Origin of the sequence: Streptomyces sp. NPDC005791 (assembly GCF_042871485.1) — a bacterium.
Lineage (GTDB): Bacteria > Actinomycetota > Actinomycetes > Streptomycetales > Streptomycetaceae > Streptomyces.
On record NZ_JBIAIP010000004.1, the window covers coordinates 161,164 to 177,518 of the forward strand.

General features: G+C 68.4%; 22 protein-coding genes and 1 tRNA gene. 4 read left to right on the top strand and 19 right to left on the bottom strand.

The features are described 5' to 3' along the window. Nucleotides 1-24: 24 nt before the first annotated feature. The 3 genes from ACFYSH_RS10250 to ACFYSH_RS10260 form a co-directional block, all read right to left on the bottom strand. Nucleotides 25-1,671, bottom strand: coding sequence for a long-chain fatty acid--CoA ligase (locus ACFYSH_RS10250; RefSeq protein ID WP_388751777.1), 1,647 nt, complete (start codon nucleotides 1,669-1,671; stop codon nucleotides 25-27). Nucleotides 1,672-1,826: 155 nt separating this feature from the next. Then, nucleotides 1,827-2,381 carry a SigE family RNA polymerase sigma factor gene (locus ACFYSH_RS10255; protein ID WP_359463886.1) on the bottom strand — a complete coding sequence of 185 codons (555 nt, stop codon included), beginning with the start codon at nucleotides 2,379-2,381 and terminating at the stop codon, nucleotides 1,827-1,829. Between the two features lie 215 nt (nucleotides 2,382-2,596). Continuing rightward, nucleotides 2,597-2,914 (bottom strand): hypothetical protein, encoded by a 318-nt coding sequence (locus tag ACFYSH_RS10260; RefSeq protein WP_388751779.1) that lies wholly within the window; start codon nucleotides 2,912-2,914, stop codon nucleotides 2,597-2,599. A gap of 269 nt (nucleotides 2,915-3,183) precedes the next feature. On the opposite strand from ACFYSH_RS10260, the gene ACFYSH_RS10265 reads away from it, so the two are divergent. Together ACFYSH_RS10265 and ACFYSH_RS10270 are read left to right on the top strand one after the other, a co-directional pair. Continuing rightward, nucleotides 3,184-4,068 (top strand): bifunctional DNA primase/polymerase, encoded by an 885-nt coding sequence (locus ACFYSH_RS10265; protein ID WP_388751781.1) that lies wholly within the window; start codon nucleotides 3,184-3,186, stop codon nucleotides 4,066-4,068. Nucleotides 4,069-4,171: 103 nt separating this feature from the next. Continuing rightward, nucleotides 4,172-4,612, top strand: a complete 441-nt coding sequence (locus tag ACFYSH_RS10270) for a hypothetical protein (RefSeq protein ID WP_388751783.1) — start codon at nucleotides 4,172-4,174, stop codon at nucleotides 4,610-4,612. Between the two features lie 59 nt (nucleotides 4,613-4,671). Here the strand turns inward: ACFYSH_RS10270 and ACFYSH_RS10275 are convergent. Next, a tRNA-OTHER gene (locus ACFYSH_RS10275) sits at nucleotides 4,672-4,800 on the bottom strand. Nucleotides 4,801-4,871: 71 nt separating this feature from the next. Next, nucleotides 4,872-5,258 (bottom strand): hypothetical protein, encoded by a 387-nt coding sequence (locus tag ACFYSH_RS10280; RefSeq protein ID WP_388751785.1) that lies wholly within the window; start codon nucleotides 5,256-5,258, stop codon nucleotides 4,872-4,874. 336 nt (nucleotides 5,259-5,594) lie between these two features. On the opposite strand from ACFYSH_RS10280, the gene ACFYSH_RS10285 reads away from it, so the two are divergent. Continuing rightward, nucleotides 5,595-6,362 carry a hypothetical protein gene (locus tag ACFYSH_RS10285; RefSeq protein WP_388751787.1) on the top strand — a complete coding sequence of 256 codons (768 nt, stop codon included), beginning with the start codon at nucleotides 5,595-5,597 and terminating at the stop codon, nucleotides 6,360-6,362. A gap of 410 nt (nucleotides 6,363-6,772) precedes the next feature. Here the strand turns inward: ACFYSH_RS10285 and ACFYSH_RS10290 are convergent, their stop codons facing one another. The 12 genes from ACFYSH_RS10290 to ACFYSH_RS10345 all read right to left on the bottom strand — a co-directional run bounded on the left by ACFYSH_RS10290 (nucleotide 6,773) and on the right by ACFYSH_RS10345 (nucleotide 14,115). Further along, nucleotides 6,773-7,900 (bottom strand): tyrosine-type recombinase/integrase, encoded by a 1,128-nt coding sequence (locus ACFYSH_RS10290; protein ID WP_388751789.1) that lies wholly within the window; start codon nucleotides 7,898-7,900, stop codon nucleotides 6,773-6,775. Further along, the gene (locus ACFYSH_RS10295; protein WP_388751791.1) at nucleotides 7,900-8,121 is read right to left on the bottom strand and encodes a helix-turn-helix domain-containing protein; all 222 of its coding nucleotides are present in this window, start codon (nucleotides 8,119-8,121) and stop codon (nucleotides 7,900-7,902) included. The genes ACFYSH_RS10290 and ACFYSH_RS10295 overlap by 1 nt, the downstream gene beginning before the upstream one ends. Beyond that, nucleotides 8,115-9,530 carry a replication initiator protein RepSA gene (gene repSA, locus ACFYSH_RS10300; RefSeq protein ID WP_388751792.1) on the bottom strand — a complete coding sequence of 472 codons (1,416 nt, stop codon included), beginning with the start codon at nucleotides 9,528-9,530 and terminating at the stop codon, nucleotides 8,115-8,117. The genes ACFYSH_RS10295 and repSA overlap by 7 nt, the downstream gene beginning before the upstream one ends. Before the next feature lie 90 nt (nucleotides 9,531-9,620). Then, nucleotides 9,621-9,941: a SpdD-like protein gene (locus tag ACFYSH_RS10305; RefSeq protein ID WP_388751794.1), complete on the bottom strand. Its 321-nt coding sequence runs from the start codon at nucleotides 9,939-9,941 to the stop codon at nucleotides 9,621-9,623. Nucleotides 9,942-9,968: 27 nt separating this feature from the next. Continuing rightward, nucleotides 9,969-10,124, bottom strand: a complete 156-nt coding sequence (locus ACFYSH_RS10310; RefSeq protein WP_388751796.1) for a hypothetical protein — start codon at nucleotides 10,122-10,124, stop codon at nucleotides 9,969-9,971. A gap of 12 nt (nucleotides 10,125-10,136) precedes the next feature. After that, a complete protein-coding gene (locus tag ACFYSH_RS10315) occupies nucleotides 10,137-10,328 on the bottom strand; it encodes a mobile element transfer protein (protein WP_003967784.1) in 192 nt (63 codons plus the stop codon). Nucleotides 10,329-10,333: 5 nt separating this feature from the next. Beyond that, nucleotides 10,334-10,519 carry a hypothetical protein gene (locus tag ACFYSH_RS10320; protein ID WP_388751798.1) on the bottom strand — a complete coding sequence of 62 codons (186 nt, stop codon included), beginning with the start codon at nucleotides 10,517-10,519 and terminating at the stop codon, nucleotides 10,334-10,336. Nucleotides 10,520-10,538: 19 nt separating this feature from the next. Continuing rightward, complete coding sequence (locus ACFYSH_RS10325) at nucleotides 10,539-11,210, bottom strand: DUF2637 domain-containing protein (RefSeq protein WP_388751800.1); 672 nt, start codon at nucleotides 11,208-11,210, stop codon at nucleotides 10,539-10,541. Continuing rightward, on the bottom strand, nucleotides 11,210-11,395 hold the full coding sequence (locus tag ACFYSH_RS10330; RefSeq protein WP_388751802.1) for a hypothetical protein: 186 nt from the start codon (nucleotides 11,393-11,395) through the stop codon (nucleotides 11,210-11,212). The genes ACFYSH_RS10325 and ACFYSH_RS10330 overlap by 1 nt, the downstream gene beginning before the upstream one ends. Before the next feature lie 83 nt (nucleotides 11,396-11,478). Continuing rightward, nucleotides 11,479-12,834 carry an FtsK/SpoIIIE domain-containing protein gene (locus ACFYSH_RS10335; protein WP_388751804.1) on the bottom strand — a complete coding sequence of 452 codons (1,356 nt, stop codon included), beginning with the start codon at nucleotides 12,832-12,834 and terminating at the stop codon, nucleotides 11,479-11,481. Nucleotides 12,835-12,836: 2 nt separating this feature from the next. Next, complete coding sequence (locus ACFYSH_RS10340; protein ID WP_326659849.1) at nucleotides 12,837-13,196, bottom strand: hypothetical protein; 360 nt, start codon at nucleotides 13,194-13,196, stop codon at nucleotides 12,837-12,839. Nucleotides 13,197-13,335: 139 nt separating this feature from the next. Further along, entirely contained in the window at nucleotides 13,336-14,115 is a 780-nt protein-coding gene (locus ACFYSH_RS10345) for a GntR family transcriptional regulator (RefSeq protein WP_388751806.1), read from the bottom strand. 18 nt (nucleotides 14,116-14,133) lie between these two features. On the opposite strand from ACFYSH_RS10345, the gene ACFYSH_RS10350 reads away from it, so the two are divergent. Beyond that, nucleotides 14,134-14,598 (top strand): NUDIX hydrolase, encoded by a 465-nt coding sequence (locus ACFYSH_RS10350; protein WP_388751809.1) that lies wholly within the window; start codon nucleotides 14,134-14,136, stop codon nucleotides 14,596-14,598. A 377-nt stretch (nucleotides 14,599-14,975) separates the two neighbouring features. Here the strand turns inward: ACFYSH_RS10350 and ACFYSH_RS10355 are convergent, their stop codons facing one another. Beyond that, nucleotides 14,976-15,182 (bottom strand): hypothetical protein, encoded by a 207-nt coding sequence (locus ACFYSH_RS10355; protein WP_388751811.1) that lies wholly within the window; start codon nucleotides 15,180-15,182, stop codon nucleotides 14,976-14,978. Nucleotides 15,183-15,292: 110 nt separating this feature from the next. Beyond that, entirely contained in the window at nucleotides 15,293-15,523 is a 231-nt protein-coding gene (locus ACFYSH_RS10360; protein ID WP_388751813.1) for a hypothetical protein, read from the bottom strand. Between the last annotated feature and the right edge of the window lie 832 nt (nucleotides 15,524-16,355).

The following is a 16,355-nucleotide window of genomic DNA, read 5'->3' on the forward strand; positions in this document are numbered from 1 at the left end:
CCCCGTCGTACGCGGTGAAGCGGGTCAGAGCCGCGTGATGTCCAGCTCACCGTCGGCGTACTGCCTGCGGATCACCTTCTTGTCGAACTTGCCCACGCTCGTCTTCGGCACCGCCGGCACGATCGTCCAGCGCTCGGGCAGCTGCCACTTGGCCACCGACTGGGCGAGGAACGTCCTGAGCGAGGCGTAGTCGGCGGTGGCGCCCTCCTTGAGGACGACGGTCGCCAGGGGACGCTCACCCCACTTCTCGTCGGGGACGGCGACGACCGCCGCCTCGGCCACATCCGGATGTGCCATGAGCGCGTTCTCCAGATCGACACTGGAGATCCACTCGCCGCCGGACTTGATGACGTCCTTGGCCCGGTCGGTCAGCGTCAGGTAGCCCTCGTCGCTGATCACGCCGACATCGCCGGTCTTCAGCCAGCCGTCCTCGCTGAACTTGTCCTTAGGACGCAGGCTCTCGCCGTCCGCGCCGCCGTAGTACGCACCGGCGATCCATGAGCCGCGGACCTCCAGCTCGCCCGCGGACTCACCGTCCCACGGCAGGTGTTCCCCGCCGGGGCCGACCAGACGCGCTTCGACGCCGGCCGGGAAGCGGCCCTGGGTGACGCGGTACGGCCACTCCTGCTCCTCGGTCAGCCCGGCCGGCGGGTTGGACATCGTGCCCAGCGGCGACGTCTCGGTCATGCCCCAGGCGTGGCAGAGGCGGACGCCGAGCTTGTCGTACGCCTCCATCAGGGAGGGCGGACAGGCGGCACCGCCGATCGTGACGCGGGCCATGGAGGAGAGGTCGCGCGGCTTCGAGGTGACCTCGGCCAGCAGTCCCTGCCAGATGGTGGGAACGGCCGCGGCGTGCGAGGGCCGCTCCTGCTCGATCATGTCGGCGAGCGGCGCCGGCTGCAGGAAGCGGTCGGGCATGAGCATGTTGACGCCGGTCATGAACGTCGCGTGGGGCAGCCCCCACGCGTTCACGTGGAATTGCGGCACGACCACCAGCGTCGTGTCCTTGTCGGTCAGTCCCATCGACTCGGCCATGTTGACCTGCATGGAGTGCAGGTAGATGGAGCGGTGGGAGTAGACGACGCCCTTGGGGTCACCCGTGGTCCCGGAGGTGTAGCACATGGCGGCTGCCTGGCGTTCGTCCAGCTCGGGCCAGGCGTAGGAAGTGGGCCGGCCGGCGATCAGTTCCTCGTACTCGTGCACCCGGGGCACGGCACCGTCGAGCACGGAGCGGTCGCCGGGACCCGACACCACCACGTGTTCGAGGGAGGGCAGGTGGGGGAGCAGCGGTGCGAGCAGCGGAAGCAGCGAACCGTTGACGAGGACGACCTTGTCGTCGGCATGGGCGACGATCCAGATCAGCTGCTCGGCGGGGAGCCGCAGGTTGAGCGTGTGCAGGACGGCGCCCATCGAGGGGATCGCCAGGTACGCCTCGACGTGCTCGGCGTTGTTCCACATGAAGGTGGCGACACGCTGGTCGCCGTCGACGCCCAGCTCGTCGCGCAGGGCGTGCGCCAGTTGCGCGGCGCGTACGCCGATGTCGGCGAAGCTGCGCCGGTGGGGCTCCGGGTCACCGGTCCAGGTCGTCACCTGCGACTTCCCGTGGATGGTCATCCCGTGGTTCAGGATGCGGGTCACAGTCAGCGGTACGTCCTGCATGGTGCTGAGCACGGCGTCCTCCCGGTGGGCGCTACGCGGCAGTAAGGGTGCGCTGATTCTGCTCACATACCAAGCGGTATGTCACTACTCCGGGAGTACCAATCGCCGTCGGCCGGGCGCGAGCGGGCCGCGAAGGGGCTGGGCAGAGCGCTCTCGCACGCCCTCGGTCACCGTACGGGGGTGAGCTCCGGATCCTGGCGGAGCTTCCCGAGCGCCCGCGACACGGCGCTCTTGACCGTACCGACGGACACGCCCAGCACCTCGGCGGTCTGGGCCTCACTGAGGTCCTCGTAGTACCTCAGGACGACCATGGCCCGCTGGCGGTCCGGAAGCTTCAGCACGGCACGCCACATCGCGTCGTGCAGCGACTGCTGCTCGGCCGGGTCCGGTGCGGGTGCGGCCTCCTTCTCGGGCAGCTCCTCGCAGGCGAACTCGTCGACCTTGCGCTTACGCCACTGCGAGGTGCGGGTGTTCACCAGGGCGCGGCGGACGTATCCGTCGAGCGCGCGGTGGTCCTCGATCCGCTCCCACGCGACGTACGTCTTGGTGAGGGCTGTCTGCAGCAGGTCCTCGGCGTCGCTCGGGTTCGCGGTGAGGGACCGTGCGGTCCGCAGCAGCACAGGGCCCCGGGCCCGCACGTACGACGAGAACGACGGATAGCGGCGGTGTCCGGTGGTGGCAGCGGCCGCCGTGGAGGCGCCGGTGCAGACTGGCGTGGTCATGGCTCCACGCTAGGAGCGGGCGCGGACGAGGGGATCGGCCCCAGGTCCCGAAGCCATGTCCGCCTCAGGTTGTAGGGGTCGGGCGGGCCCCACCTCCTGAAGGTGGAGGGACGGCCCACCCGCCTCAGGGTCCTCACCCCCGGGGCCCGCCTCGCGCCCCCGCACGGAGGCGGCCCGTGCGGCAGCGGCAGCGACGCCGCCGCACGGGCGCCCGGTCAGTTCACCCAGAGCGGCGTGAAGGTCACATAGACGTTGGACGTGGACTGGTCGATGTACGCGAAGGGCGATCGGCTGACCTGGACCGTATTGCTGTGGTTGGAGGCACCGGCGCCGACGGCCTGCTGCTGCGACGTCGACGTGTTGCCGGTGTTGTCCCCGCCGACACCTCCGGACCCGATGGTCGCCACCCCCGCGTTCGACCCGTCACTCGCGAACGCGCCGTTGTCGGCCGCGGCGACTCCCCCGAACAGGGCGACGGCCAGAGGCAGAGCGGCAACGGCGGCGAGCGCGCGAGCGGTACGGATACGTGCCATGAGATTTCCTCCAGGAACCGAAAAAAGCGGCTTGATACGACTGGGCTCGACACGACTGGTCCCGAAGCGTTGGCCGATTGCCTCGGTGCTGGTCACGACGTCGCGGAAGCAGAACTGCCCACCGCATCCCGGGCGAACCGCCCAGGGCGCGCGATTCCCCCGGACGTATGAGGAACACCCGATAAACCTCCCGCACGAGGAAACGCGTTCCGCCCCGAGCGGACCCGACCCCCTCCCCTTCTTCGAACGTCTGTGCGAAAATACGCTCCATGGCCATCACTGACCGGCAGACCGCCACCCTGGCCCTGGCCCACGCGCTCTCCGCCGCCGAGCGCGGGCTCCCCGTCTTCCCGCTGTCCGCCTCCAAGCTCCCCGCCCTCCGCTCACCGCACCATGACGAGGACCCGCCCGTGCACTGCCGGGGAGCCTGCGGACTGCCCGGCCACGGGGTGCACGACGCCACCACCGACCCGACCGCCGTACGCGCACTCTTCGCCGCAGCGCCTCGGGCCACCGGATACGGCATCGCCTGCGGACGGCCACCGCACCGCCTCATCGGCATCGACCTCGACATCGACACCACCCATGGCAACGACTCCGTCGCCGCTCTCCAGCACCTGGGCCTCCAGCACCTGTTCACCATCCCGGCCACCGTCACGGTGCTCACGCCGAGCGGCGGCCGGCACCTCTGGCTCACGGGCCCGTCCGGCGTCTCCGTGCCCAATTCCGCGGGCCGCCTCGCTCCCGGCATCGACGTACGCGGAGCGGGCGGCTATTTGGTCGGCCCCGGCTCCGTCACGGCCCACGGCAGATACCGACTGGCGCCCGGCACGGCCCACCTGGCCCCGGCCCCCTGCCCACGTGCCCTCCTGCGCCTGCTCACGCCCCCACCACGCCCCCACCACCACCCGGCCGGCCGGGCCCCCACGGTCCGACAGGGACAGGGTCTGGTCCAGTTCGTACGCGACGCACACGAGGGTCAGCGCAACACCCGCCTGTTCTGGGCGGCTTGCCGAGCGTACGAACACGGCTTCGGCGACGCTCTCGCGGACGCCCTCACCGAGGCGGCGATCCGTACGGGTCTCACCGAACAGGAGGCACGCGCCGCGATCGCCTCGGCCGCCCGCCTGACCACCCCACGACGGAACCCCTGACGGGAGCCCCCCTCCACCGCGGGGCACCTCGCCACACATCACCGGCGCGGGCTCGGCCCGAAAAGGATTACTCGTGGCGTCGGGCGTGCGGCGATACTCCGGCATGAGCAGAATCGCGCAGGTCATCGTCTTGGCGAAGTACGCCGATGAGGTCATGGAACCCCTGACCCGCCCTGACGAGTCCCGCAGTTGGCAGGGGCACTTCGAACCTCTCGACCTGTTCGTCGGCGGATGGGTCGTCGAGTTCCACCGCGTGGGGCCGCGCACCGGGTTGCTGAAGCACCTCGAATCGCTTCCGTGGCCCGACCCCGGCCATGTGCAGGTGCTGATCCATGACGAGGAGGACGACTGCTTCGGCCTATGGATGATTTACGACGGCGCACTGGTCGAGGTGCCGCTCCCACGCACCCAGCGCTTCCATCCCCCGGCGCCGCCCTCCGACGAGTACGCGCCGAGTCCGGGGTACCTGTGGCGAACGGACTCGGGCAGCGGCGTGCCGGCGGACCTGTCGGCAGAGCGACAGGATCCGCGACCGGCCTGGTAGAGCCGGAGCCCACGAGAACGGCCCCCGACCGATTCGCCCGGTCAGGGGCCGTTCACCTGCGGTGGGTGTGGGATTTGAACCCACGGTGACATCGCTGCCACGACGGTTTTCAAGACCTTTCGGTGGTCGGGCGGCGTCTGGACTGCATCGCAGGTCAGACGGAGTGCGCACACTCCGAAGAACCCATCGCTGTCGTCATCGTGCCCGCTGCGTGCCCCTCGCCCATGATCGTGCCCCTGCCGAGAGAAGGGCTACCGCTTCAACCTGTGATCACAGGGACGATGACGGCAGCGATGGCCGACAGCAGGCCACCGACCGCGAGGAAGGCGTTGAACTTCTCCTTGGCCGTCGGGAACACTGCGCGACTGAAGTCTCCGGCCTTGCTCCGCATGACGATCATCTTGATCTTCTGCCAACGATGCTGACGTTTGCTGCACCCCATCAGCACGCCGTGGGCGTTGTTCCGGCAGTACGTGTGGCCGTCTCGATTCACCGCCCCACACCAGACCGGCACCTGGAAGGCAGCGTAGATCGAAACACCGATCGACAGAACCGCTATGACCGGCAAGGCCCACCGTTGGCTCCACCCGACGACAAGAGCCGCGACGACTATGTATCCCCAGTACAGACACACCACTTTGCCCATGACCACGCACAGTAGCGACAGCCGCCTAGCCTCGACAGACGGTAACCAGTCACATTCCTCCCACAATCGGCACAGCCGGAGACTGAACAACGCGAATCCCCCTGATGCGGCCTGCGATCCGGAGGATTTTGCATGCGGCGGCAACAGGCAGCGGGATCGGTCTCGTCTCCGCCGCTGAGCCCCGGTCAGCCCCCGCTCGCCTTTACAACGCCAAGATCATCCGGGGGCAGTAGGACCACGCGAACGCCCTCATCGAGCAGGGGCTCAATGGCAAATTGCCCCACTCCACCAGCAAACCCATCGGCATCCTGGCGTCCGCATCGACAGGATGTGCGCATGAACACATCGCTCGACATGATCAAGAACAATCCCGAGGTCTTCGCCGCGCTCGTCGCGGCTCTCGGCATCGCCGGAGGCATCCTTGGCAACTGGATCTCGGCCAAGGTGCAGGCAGCCGGCGGCCGGGCGCAGGCGGCCGCCGCTGTGGATGCGGCCCGGATCGCCACTGAGGCACAGCGCATGGCCGCCTTGCGGGAAGACCGAAAGATACAGATTGCAGCGTTTGTCCGCTTGGCCAGGGAGATCCTCACCCACACCGAGTTCATGTTCGTGGAGGAAGGGCGCTTGGAGCCAGCAGAGGCTGGCTGGGAGGAGTTGATGCAGCTTGAGGGTCAACTCGAACTCGTCGCTCCAGACTCCGTACTCGACCAAGTCAGACGGGTCGTGGAAGCAGTGGGCAAGAGCATGGAGTTGGCAATTCTCCGGGCGCCGGCTGCTCGCGCACGACGCAAACTGTCCCGGGTGCACCCTGGGGACAGTGCGTATGAAGCGGCCCGTCGAGCGTGGAATTGCCTTGAGGAACTTCGGGCCGCCTACGCGGCAGGTGACGGGAACACGGGCGAGCAGAACGCCTTTCACTCAGCGGCCGTCTCCGCGCTGGCTGACATCGAAACGTTCACCGATGCAGAGCGACAGGCGCTGGTCTTCGACGCGACGCTTCCCCCCGCGGACGAAGCACAGAGCGAGATCGCCACACTGCGGAACACTGCAGTGAGGAACCTCGTCGCCTACGCACGCGTGGCTCTGGGAGCGGACGAGAGCTAACACTCTCACTCAAGCCATTAGCTGCCCGCACATGCCCCATACGTACTGGTCAGAACCGGGATAGGGCGGTCCAGAAGCGCGCTCGCCAACAGAATCCTGGCTCAGGGCCTGGACGAGGCATCGACTGCCCTCACTCGACAGTCCGGGCACTTCCCGGACCTCCTCGCGACGAACAGATGCCTGTAGACCGTCACGTGGCGGCGAGGAATGCCGCAGAGTGTCGTCTGATCCACTAGGGCGTGCTCCAAAGCCGGACTACGTGTCGCGCGGCACGCCGTGAAGCTCGTCGGAGCAATTCCGAACGTGAATCTGAAGGAACGGAGGCGGTGACCAAGATTCTTCACGGGTACAACCTTGCACCTTGCTCGATCTACGTGAAGTCAAAGAGGCAGGCTCCATTCGGCGGCAACTCAGCCAGCGGGATCAATCTCGTCGTCGCCGCTGAGCCAAATATCCGCAGCCGCCGCCACCTGATCATCACGACCAGCGACCGGCCGGGCGTAGTGCCGGGTGGTCACGCTCGCGTTCGAGTGCCCGAGGCGGTGAGCGGCGGTCATCACCCCGTACCGGTCGGCGACCCAAGTGCCGTGCGAGGCGCGGAGATCGTGCGGGGTGACGTCGGTCAGGCCGGCCACCGCCACGGCAGGGTCGAAGTACGCCTTGCGCCACTGGTTGTAGCGCAGAGGCTTGCCGCCGGGCGTGACGAAGAGGAGAGCGTCCTCTCCGCCCGACAGCGTCTCCAGGTGCCGGCCGATCCGCGTCGCGAGCGAGGGGCCGATCCGCAGAACTCGCTTCTGATGGGACTTGGGAGTGTCGAAGACGAGAGTGCCGTTCGCTTCCGCCAGGTTCTCGTCAACGACGACCAGGCCGCCGAGTACGTCGATGTCCGCCCGTCGCAGCGCGAACGCCTCGCCGACCCGCAGACCCGCGTAGGCCAGCAAGGAGATCAGCAGGTCATGCGGCTTGGTCGCGCTCCGGACGATCCGCGAGGCTTCCAGCGGGGTGAGGATGTGCGGCTCGGTCTGCGGCATCCGAGGTAACTTCACGCCCCTGCACGGGGTCTGCCCGATCATCTCGTTGTCGACGGCCGCCCGCATGATCTGCGAGAGCACCCGGTACGCCTGCCTGATCCGCGACGCGCTGAGACCGCGAGTTTTCATCGAGCCAACCCACTCGACGACGGTGATCGGCCGGAGGCTGGACAGCTCACGATCACCGAGAGCCGGAACGATCAGTGAGTTGATCAGGGATCGATACGACGCCTGTGTCTTGTGCTTCAGCTGCGGGGAGACCGCCGCGAGCCAGCGCGCCGACCAGTCTCGGACGGTGGTCTGTCCCTCGGCAGGGTCGAGCCAGCGGCCCTCTTCCATCTCGATGCGCTTCCGTGCCAGCCAGCGATCGGCGTCCGTCGTTGTCGCGAACGTTTGATCAGCGGCACGCAGCACCCCGTCAGGCCCCGGGTATCGAGCCTGGAAGCGGCCGGACGGCAGCTTGCGGATCCGTCCGAAGGCGCGGCGGGACTTGCGCTTGCCGGCCATCAGGCAGCCCTGCGGTACGGCGCGGTGGGCCGCAGGACGATCGGTTCCACCGTGTGGGCACTGACGTACTCGTCCACGGCGCTCTCCCGGATTCGGACGTGTCGCCCGACCTTGACGAACGCGATGCGGCGTTCCTCGATGAGCCGACGTGGGAAGCGGAGACCGGTGCCGAGGCGTTCGGCGACCTGGCCCACGGTGAGCAGTCGGTCCACGGTCACCACTCCCCTTCGTCGGCGGTGAGACCGCTCAGCGCCTCGCGGGCGGTCTCACGGTTGGTCTGGAGATCACGGGCGATGGTGGCGGCAAGGGCTCCTTCACCGGGGGTGTGTCCGTGGCCGACGTACTGCCAGTCCGTCAGGACGAGGACGGTGTCCGGTTCGCGGTCGGCGAGGCCGAGGGCGGGCGCTTCCTGCGCGGCGCGGTAGTCGGCGCGTTCCTGGCGCAGAGCGCCGAGGGTGGTGGAGTACGTGCGCGACTTGGACGAGAAGTGGCCGCGGAAGCCGAGCATGTGCGCCCAGGCCCAGAGGCGCCGGTCCGGATAGAGGCCATCGAGCTCACGGCATGCAGTGATGAGCCGACGGGTGTGATCGGGGACCCGGTGGCGGTCGAGTTCGGCGAGCTCGCCGATGCGGCGGTCCAGGGTGCCGGTGTTCTCGGCGGCTTTGGTGGCGTACTTGGCCACGTAGGAGGCGACTGCCTGTTCGGTGACGTCGGAGCCGTCCCCGAAGGCCTTGACCGGGCGGACGTCGAGCTGTCGGCCCCAACGGAACGTCCGGGACGGCTGGTCACCGGCAGCCGGGACCGAGACCGAGGTGTACGAGTGCGAGGCGGCGGCTCGTATCGCGTCGGTGAGTGCGTCGACCGTGGCCCAGGCGGGCGGCGGTGTGCCGGGTCCGTCCGGGCCGTCGAGGCGTACGACAGCGTGGAAGTGGAGGGCTCCGCGCTTCTGGAATTCGGCGACCTTGCCGAAGGAGAGCCGGAGATGGTCGCCGAGCTCCGAGCGCCGGATGCCCGCGCGGACGGCGAGTTCGCGGCGGAGTCGGGTGGTGAAGCGCTGCCAGAGCTGTCCGGCATGGTTGTTGAAGAGCACGGAGCCCGCGTAGTCGTAGGAGTCCGGGTCGAGGGCGGTGCCGAGGTTCGGGGCGTCGGCGGTGTGCGGGGTGCCGCAGCGGCAAGTGCCGCGGTCGGGGCGGTTGTGGACCGGGCCGAACGACGGGGCGGTGAGGGTGGCGAAGACGCGCGGGTGGTCGCGGACGGTGGCGGGGATGTCGCGGCGGTCGTCTCCGGCGAGGCCGGCGCGGATCAGGTGGTAGGTGTCGCCCGCGTAGGTCCAGGCGCAGGAGGGGCAGCGGGAGGCACGGCGGTTGCCGCAGGCGATACGGAGGCGCCCGCCCGGCTCGTACGCGGTGGAGTAGCGGTGCAGGGTCTCGCCGGTGGCCTTGTCCTTGTGGGTTACCCAGCCGCTCAGGTGGACGGGGTCGGCGCAGCCGCCGGTGCTGCGGATCTGGTCTTCCCAGCGGGTGTAGTCGGAGGCCGAGGCCACCCGGAGGACGTCCCCGAGGACGGCCGGGTCGAGCGGTGGGGCGGGCATGGACGGCTTCTGTGTCGAGGATGAGGCCCGGTGGGCCATGCTGGGAGTTCCTTCCGGTTGCGAGATCGATCGGTGGGGACGGCTCCCGGGCGGCGGATGCTTGGCGGTATCGAGGCCGCCCGGGGCCGGTCAGCGGCGTTTGGCGTCAGAGGCGATCAGGGAGCGCAGGACGACCGCGCAGACGGCGACCGATGCGCTGGTGACGGCGACCGCCAGGAGCAGCGAGACCAGGACGGTGCCGACGACCAGGACGACGGCGGTGCCGGCGCCGACGAGCGCGAGCGCGGTGCCGGGGGTGAGCTGGACGACCGGGCGGGAAGGCACCGGGGCAGCGGCGGACACCAGGGGCGGGACCGGCGTACCCGGGGTGATGGCGGTCGGCTGGATGACGGCGGGCGGGGTGACCAGGCCGGTGGGCTGGGGCATGGTCGGGATCTTGGGCTGGAACATGGTTGGTTCTCCTCTCCCGGGTTCGGGCTACTTGACGGCGGTGTTGATGACGGAGGCGAAGAGGCTGTCGGCGAGGAGGTAGCCGCCGAGGAGGAGCACGCAGATCAGCCACAGCGGCGGGCGGAAGAGTTTGATGCCGAGGTAACCGACAGCCAGCAGGGCGATCCAGAGGGGGACGTCCATGGACGCTGTCTCCTAACGGACGGTGCAGCGGTGGGTGCGGGCGGCGAGTTGGGCGGCGGTCCGGCTGGAGTAGTCGGCGGACCAGCCGCAGCGGTCGGCGGTGCAGACGGCGGCATGGGCGGTGCGGCCGGTGCGGTCGCGGTGGGTGCCGATCTGCACGGGGCCGATACGCATCACGGAGTGGAAGCTGTCGCGGGCGGGCATGCCGGTCAGCCCCTGTCAGTCGCGGTGTCGGGGTACTGGGCGCGGATGCTGCGGGCGGTGGCCGGGTCGTCGACGCGTCGTGCGGCTTCGTCGGCGAGCAGGTGGGCGAGGAAGGGGCGTCCGGCCGCGGCCATGTCCCGCGCTCCGTCGAGGTAGTCGGCCACGGTCAAGTCGGCGGGGTCGTTGGTCATCTCGGTCTCTCCTTTGCGGTCAGCTGAGGTGGGCGGCGATGGCGTCGGCGAGGTGGGGCGGGACGCCGAGGCGGGCGCGGAGGGTGTCGGTGTCGATCGGGGAGCCGTTACGGGTGCGGTACTCGTCGGCGACCTTGCGGGCGTGGTCGACCAGCGCGGCGGGGACGGGCGGAGCCGGTGGCGAGGGCAGGGCCGGAGGCGTACTGGCTTCCTCAGCCGGGGACGGGGACGGGGACGGGGACGGGACGGCATCAGGCACAGGCACCGGCTCGATGTCCTCCGCGTCCGCGACGGTGGTCAGGGGAACCGGCTCCGACTCCGCTTTCCCCGACGAGTGCGCAAGGAGGGTGCCGCCGAGGAAGGCGAGCGCAGGCCATCCGGCGATACCGAGACGGAGCGGGGCAGGCGGATCGGCCAGGTCGAGGAACCCGGCGGTGGCGACGTTGGCACCGAGCGAGGCGAACAGGGCGACCAGGAACCAGCACCAAGCCAGCCGGGACGGTCCCTCACTGCGCAGCCGACGCCAGGCGGCGACAAGGAGCAGGTCGACACTGACCGGGTAGGCCCATGCCTTCCAGCCGTCCTGTCCGGCCGCGGCGGCGAGGTCGTGCAGGTGGGCGAAGGACAGGGCTCCGGCGATGACCGCCTGGATCAACACCGCGTCGATCCGGAGACCGTGCCGGACGCCCATCAGGAGTCCTCAGCGGGGTCGGAGTCATCCGGGAACGTGCCCGACGGCGGCTCCGGCAGCGACACGGCGAGCGACGAGCTGACGGCGTCCGCGAAGTCGAGGTCGGCGCCGGCCATGTCGGCGTACAGGGCGAGTTGACCGAGCAGGAGCACGGTCCGGGCGAAGTCCTCGCAGTCCGGGCACATGGCGGATCTCCCTTCTTTGGGCATGCAGGGGGTAGGGACCCGGCGCGAAGACGGTCGCGCCTGCCGGGTGGAGCGGGGAGGAATCAGGCGGTGGCCGGAGAGGCCTTCGCCGAAGGCACGAGAGCGGTGGCGGGAGCGGTCACGGCCGGCCGGAAGGGGGCCAGCTCGGGCAGGTCCGGGGTGCGGTCGGCGTACCGGTTGCAGAGGTTCACGGCCTGGCGGAGCGAGGTGTGCGGAGCGCGGATGCGGTGCCACCCGCCGGACGAGTCGCCCGCGATGGCGAGGCCCCGCATGTCGGCGGGAATCTGGATGGCGGCGAGGACCGCGTCCGGAGCGATGTCGCCGAAGGCCATGTTGGCGGAGGTCTCATCGTTGAGTCGGTGGGCGGTACGGCCGGTGAGTTGGGCGCGGAGCATGGTGATGCCCTTGCCGAGTTCGGAGCCGAAGCGCTGTCCGCAGATTTCGAGGTAGATGCCGGCCGCGCGGCCGAGCTGCGCGAGACGGACCAGAGCGGTGATGATGCGGTCCCTCCGCCTCTCCTCCTCCTTCGTTGCGTACAGGGCGAGTTCGGCCACCTCGTCGACCAGGACGACGATCGGAGCCGGGCGGAGTTCATCCGGCAGGTTCCAGATGTCGGCGGCGATCTCCGCGTCCGGCACATCGACGGTGATGCGCTGCTGGGTACGGATGAGTCGGTAGACGTCTGCCATCCGGGCCACGAGTGCGTCGAGGAGTTCGGCGGCGGCGTTCGGGCTGTCGGCCAGCGCGGAGAACCGGCGGGCCAGCGGGAAGAGTTCGACTCCCTGCTTGCAGTCGATGCCGACGAGGGCAACGTCCATGGGAGCCAGCCCGGCGACCAGATTGCGTTGGTAGACGGACTTGCCGGACTCCGTGGCGCCGAGGGTGAGGGCGTGGGGTATCGCCCGGTAGTCGCGGTAGTGCACCGCCCCGTCCTCCCGAAGGGCGACCGGTACCCGCATCGGCCGGGTATCGGTCTCGGCAGGCATCTGCACCCGCTTGAGCACGTCGTATCCGGTCATCCGTACTTCGACGACACCGGACCGCACTTCACGCGAGGTGACGCCGAACATTGAGAAGGAGTGCCGGAGCCGGTCGGAGGCCGCGGCGATGTCGAAGGCGTCCTGTCCGGGACGGAGCTTGAGTCGCAGGACCAGGCCGGTGCGGGTGGGCCGCAGCCGTCGGATGCGCGGCGGGCGGGGCTCAGGTATCGGCCGGTTAGCGGCACGAGCGAGGGCTAACCGCCATCGCGCCGGCGGAACGGTCAGCCCGCACGCGTCCATGACCGAGCGGTACCGGACCAGGACCCGCAGTGCGGCCAGAGTGACCCCGAAGGCCAGCCAGTACCAGGCGGGGCGCCGCCACCGCAGGAGACCCGCAGCGGCGACGACCAGCACCAGAGCGACCGTGAAGGCGGTCATGATCAGGCCGCCTTCGACCCAGCGGCGGCAACGTCGGCGAGCGAGGTGACCGCGACCGCGCGGAACGCGATGCCGTGCCGCCGCTGGCCGTTGAAGTCGTTCTCCCACGGACGGGCGACCAGGCCGGTGAGCGCGACCGGCGTACCCATGGACAGCTCACCGCTGATCCCGGGCTCCGGAACGGTGACGGACAGGATCTCCACCTCCTCGTTCGCCGCGAACATCACGTCCACCGTCATGAGCTGAGCACCGGTCTCCATGTCGGTGGCGATCTCACCGGTACGACGGTCGCGCACCTTGACCTGCGGAGTCTTGGCGACCATCACGACCGCGCTGGAGGTGTCGACGGGAATCTGACGCACAGCAGATCACTCCTCTATAGATGCTGAACTCCGCCACTCATGTATATGAGTGACATGAAGAAGAGTGCATCACTCCTGTACATGAGTCAACCCGCCGCGAAGAAGAACTCGCGACGGGTTGAGGGAAGTTGAGCGGGCGTCAGTCGCCAGCAGGGATCCGGTACTCGAAAACGAACTGGTCAGCGGCCATGAGGGTGTCGCACACCTCGACCACGCGACCCGCGGTCGTACGGGCCTCCCGGATCAGGTGAACCACGGGCGCACCCGGGCTGAGCGCCAGTTCCGCCGCCTCCGACTTCGAGGCCGGACGCGCTTGCAGCGTCTCGACGAACTCCGCGAACTCATGCCCGTGGTCTTCGAGTCGGGCGTAGATGCCACCGCCCCCGGGGTTCTCGGCGAACAGCTCCGGGATCTCCTTGACCACGTCCCAGGGCAGGTAGGACGAGGCGGTCTCGACCGGGGTGCCGTTGCGGAAGTAGAGGCGCCGGCGGGCCAGCACCTGCGTACCGGCGGGGACGCCCAGGCGCTCGGCGGCATCCTCGGGCGCGTCCATGGGGCCGATGTAGAGGACGCTGACCTTCGCGGTGGCGCCGGACTGTGCGGACTCGGCGAGGTAGGCGGCCTGGCCACCCTGCCTGAGCGAGCGCCGGAAGCGATCGGAGGAGCGGTGCCGCACGGGAGGCCGGTTCTTCACGATCGAGCCCTTGCCGTGCCGGGTCTCGACGAGCCCACTCGCCCGCACCTCGACCATGGCCTTACGGATCGTCCCGCCGGAGACGCCGTAGCGGTCCACCAGCTCAGATTCACTCGGCACCATGTCGCCGGCCTTGAGAACGCCCGCCCGGATCTGCTGCACGAGGTCATCAGCGATCTGCACATACCGAGGCCCGGAACCGGCCCCTCCCGCCGCAGTTCCCATAGTCCTTCCCTGCCTCCTATGCTCCTCTACATGAGTCAACCACAGGAAGCGACACCCCCTCCCCTGCACTCCGTGTCCGTAGCAGGAGTAGTGGTGCGCGAGGACGGCCGCCTCCTGGCGATCCGCCGAGCCGACAACGGCACCTGGGAGCTCCCCGGCGGCATCCTCGAACTCAACGAGACACCAGAAGCCGGCGTAGCCCGCGAAGTCTGGGAAGAGACGGGCATCCGCGTCGAGGTGGACCAACTCACCGGCGTCTACAAGAACACGACCCGAGGCATCGTCGCCCTGGTCTTCCGCTGCAAGCCCTCCGGCGGCACCGAGCGCACATCAAGCGAGTCGACAGCCGTCTCCTGGCTCACGCCCGACGAGGTCAGCGAGCGCATGTCCGAGGTCTACGCGGTCCGTCTCCTGGACGCCCTGGACGGCAACGGGCCTCACGTGCGGAGTCACGACGGCAAGCAACTCACCACAGCGGGATAAGACTTTCTCTACTTCATCAAGGCCCGCGCACGGCGCGGGCGCGCGCCGCCTCTGCGGCGCGGCCTGCCTCCTGTCTGCGCCCCGGCTGGCCGCGCCCGGCGGCGCGCTACGTGCATGCGGGCGGACGTAAAAAACCCTCTGTGGCTGAGCCCGGTCGGCTCCACGGCTTTAGGCAGCCAATTTGGCGCGAGCCTCGAAGATCATGGCCCAAGATCGGGCACTAACGGGCAGGCTCACAAACCTGCCCGATCCGCTGGCTAGCGTAATGGGCCATGATCACTCGCGCCAAATCAGCTCCAGCCCAAAGCCGTTCCACCCGACCTCTTGGACAGCGATCCGGCCAGTTCCGGGACTGCATAGCTGCAAGTGGATACACCTCACCAGGGAGAGTACCGCCAGGGCGACGCGACGTAGCCAAGCCATTCCAGGTCGAAGTGAATGCCTTCGCTGAAAGGCTTGCGAATTGCCAGATTAAACAACCCCCAGAGAAGGGCAACTACTCCAGTGAGAAGGTAAATCGCGAGCCGGAAGGCGAGTGCGGCCGCACACCACATGCACCACACAATGACCTTGACGACAGCCAAGATAATATTGTCAGCCAATGGAGGCATGCCGGATGACATCACTCTCACGCCCTTCCTGCGGCCCCCAGGCGGGTAAATCGCGGCTACCGACCTTCTTCAAGCGGACCCATTCAGCCGTTCGGTTCCAGCTGACGCTTGAAGAACGTGAGGTAGGCGTAACCCTTGATGTCCTTGGTGAAATGACCAGTGAGGGGCACAGCCTCATAGCTGATCATCTCCCAACCGGCCGAACCCATCTGATTGAGATAGAAGCGAAACGCCTCTACTTCCTCTTTCTGACGCTTGGAAGACCAGCGTTCGGATATGTTCACCGTCTCGATGTGGTATTCCCACTTGGCCATTACGACCTCCCCGCGCATCACTCAGCTATCGCGATCTGTTCGCGGAGGTTAAGAGTAGGGCGGCGAAGGATGGAACTATGCACAAGTCCCGCACCCTTGTGGCGAATTCAACTGAATGCCTCGGAAAGCTGTTCACAATTGAACCGCACTCTCCGACCCTGACCGCTAATGGGATGGGCCTCACCTTCCAAGCTAGGAGCCTGATGCACTGACCGCAAGTTGCCATTTCGCCTGCACTCCCAAGGACACGCGAGCGCCCTCCCGGGCCGTCCTCGGGCCGTGGAAGGGCGCTCAATGATGACCAACGCCGACAACTGCCGACAGCTAACCAGCAGGTCAGGACATTGATCCAGAAGACGGCCGCAGGTCACGGCCGCCGGTGATCAGTTGTGGCTGTACTGAGCGAGCGGCATTCAGCGACCAGGCCGGCCAACACTGGTGGTCGTCGTCGGTTCGCCCCCGACAGCAAGAAGCAGCGTGGCTGAGGTCGGTGGGGGTGCAGCGAGGCACACGCGCACCTGATCGGTTGGCGCACCCGCCGTCGTGGCTGGCTTTCGTCGGCTGCGGCACAGACGAACCCCGCAGCAGGCCGTTCAGCAGATGTCAGCCCACCTGGCCCGGCTCGAACGGGCTGGCCCCTCCACAACGCGCCGGTGCTGCGGGTCTACAGCGCGCCGGCCGACGCAGGCAGACTGATCGTAGGACAGCTGTCAGCACGCCCGCACCGGCGTTTCCCGCACCGGAAGAGCAGCAAGGGTGAGTGTCTAACTGCGTGACAACGCCGACGAACACGCCAGCGGACCATCAGCACAGGTGAGAGGCACACCAGCCC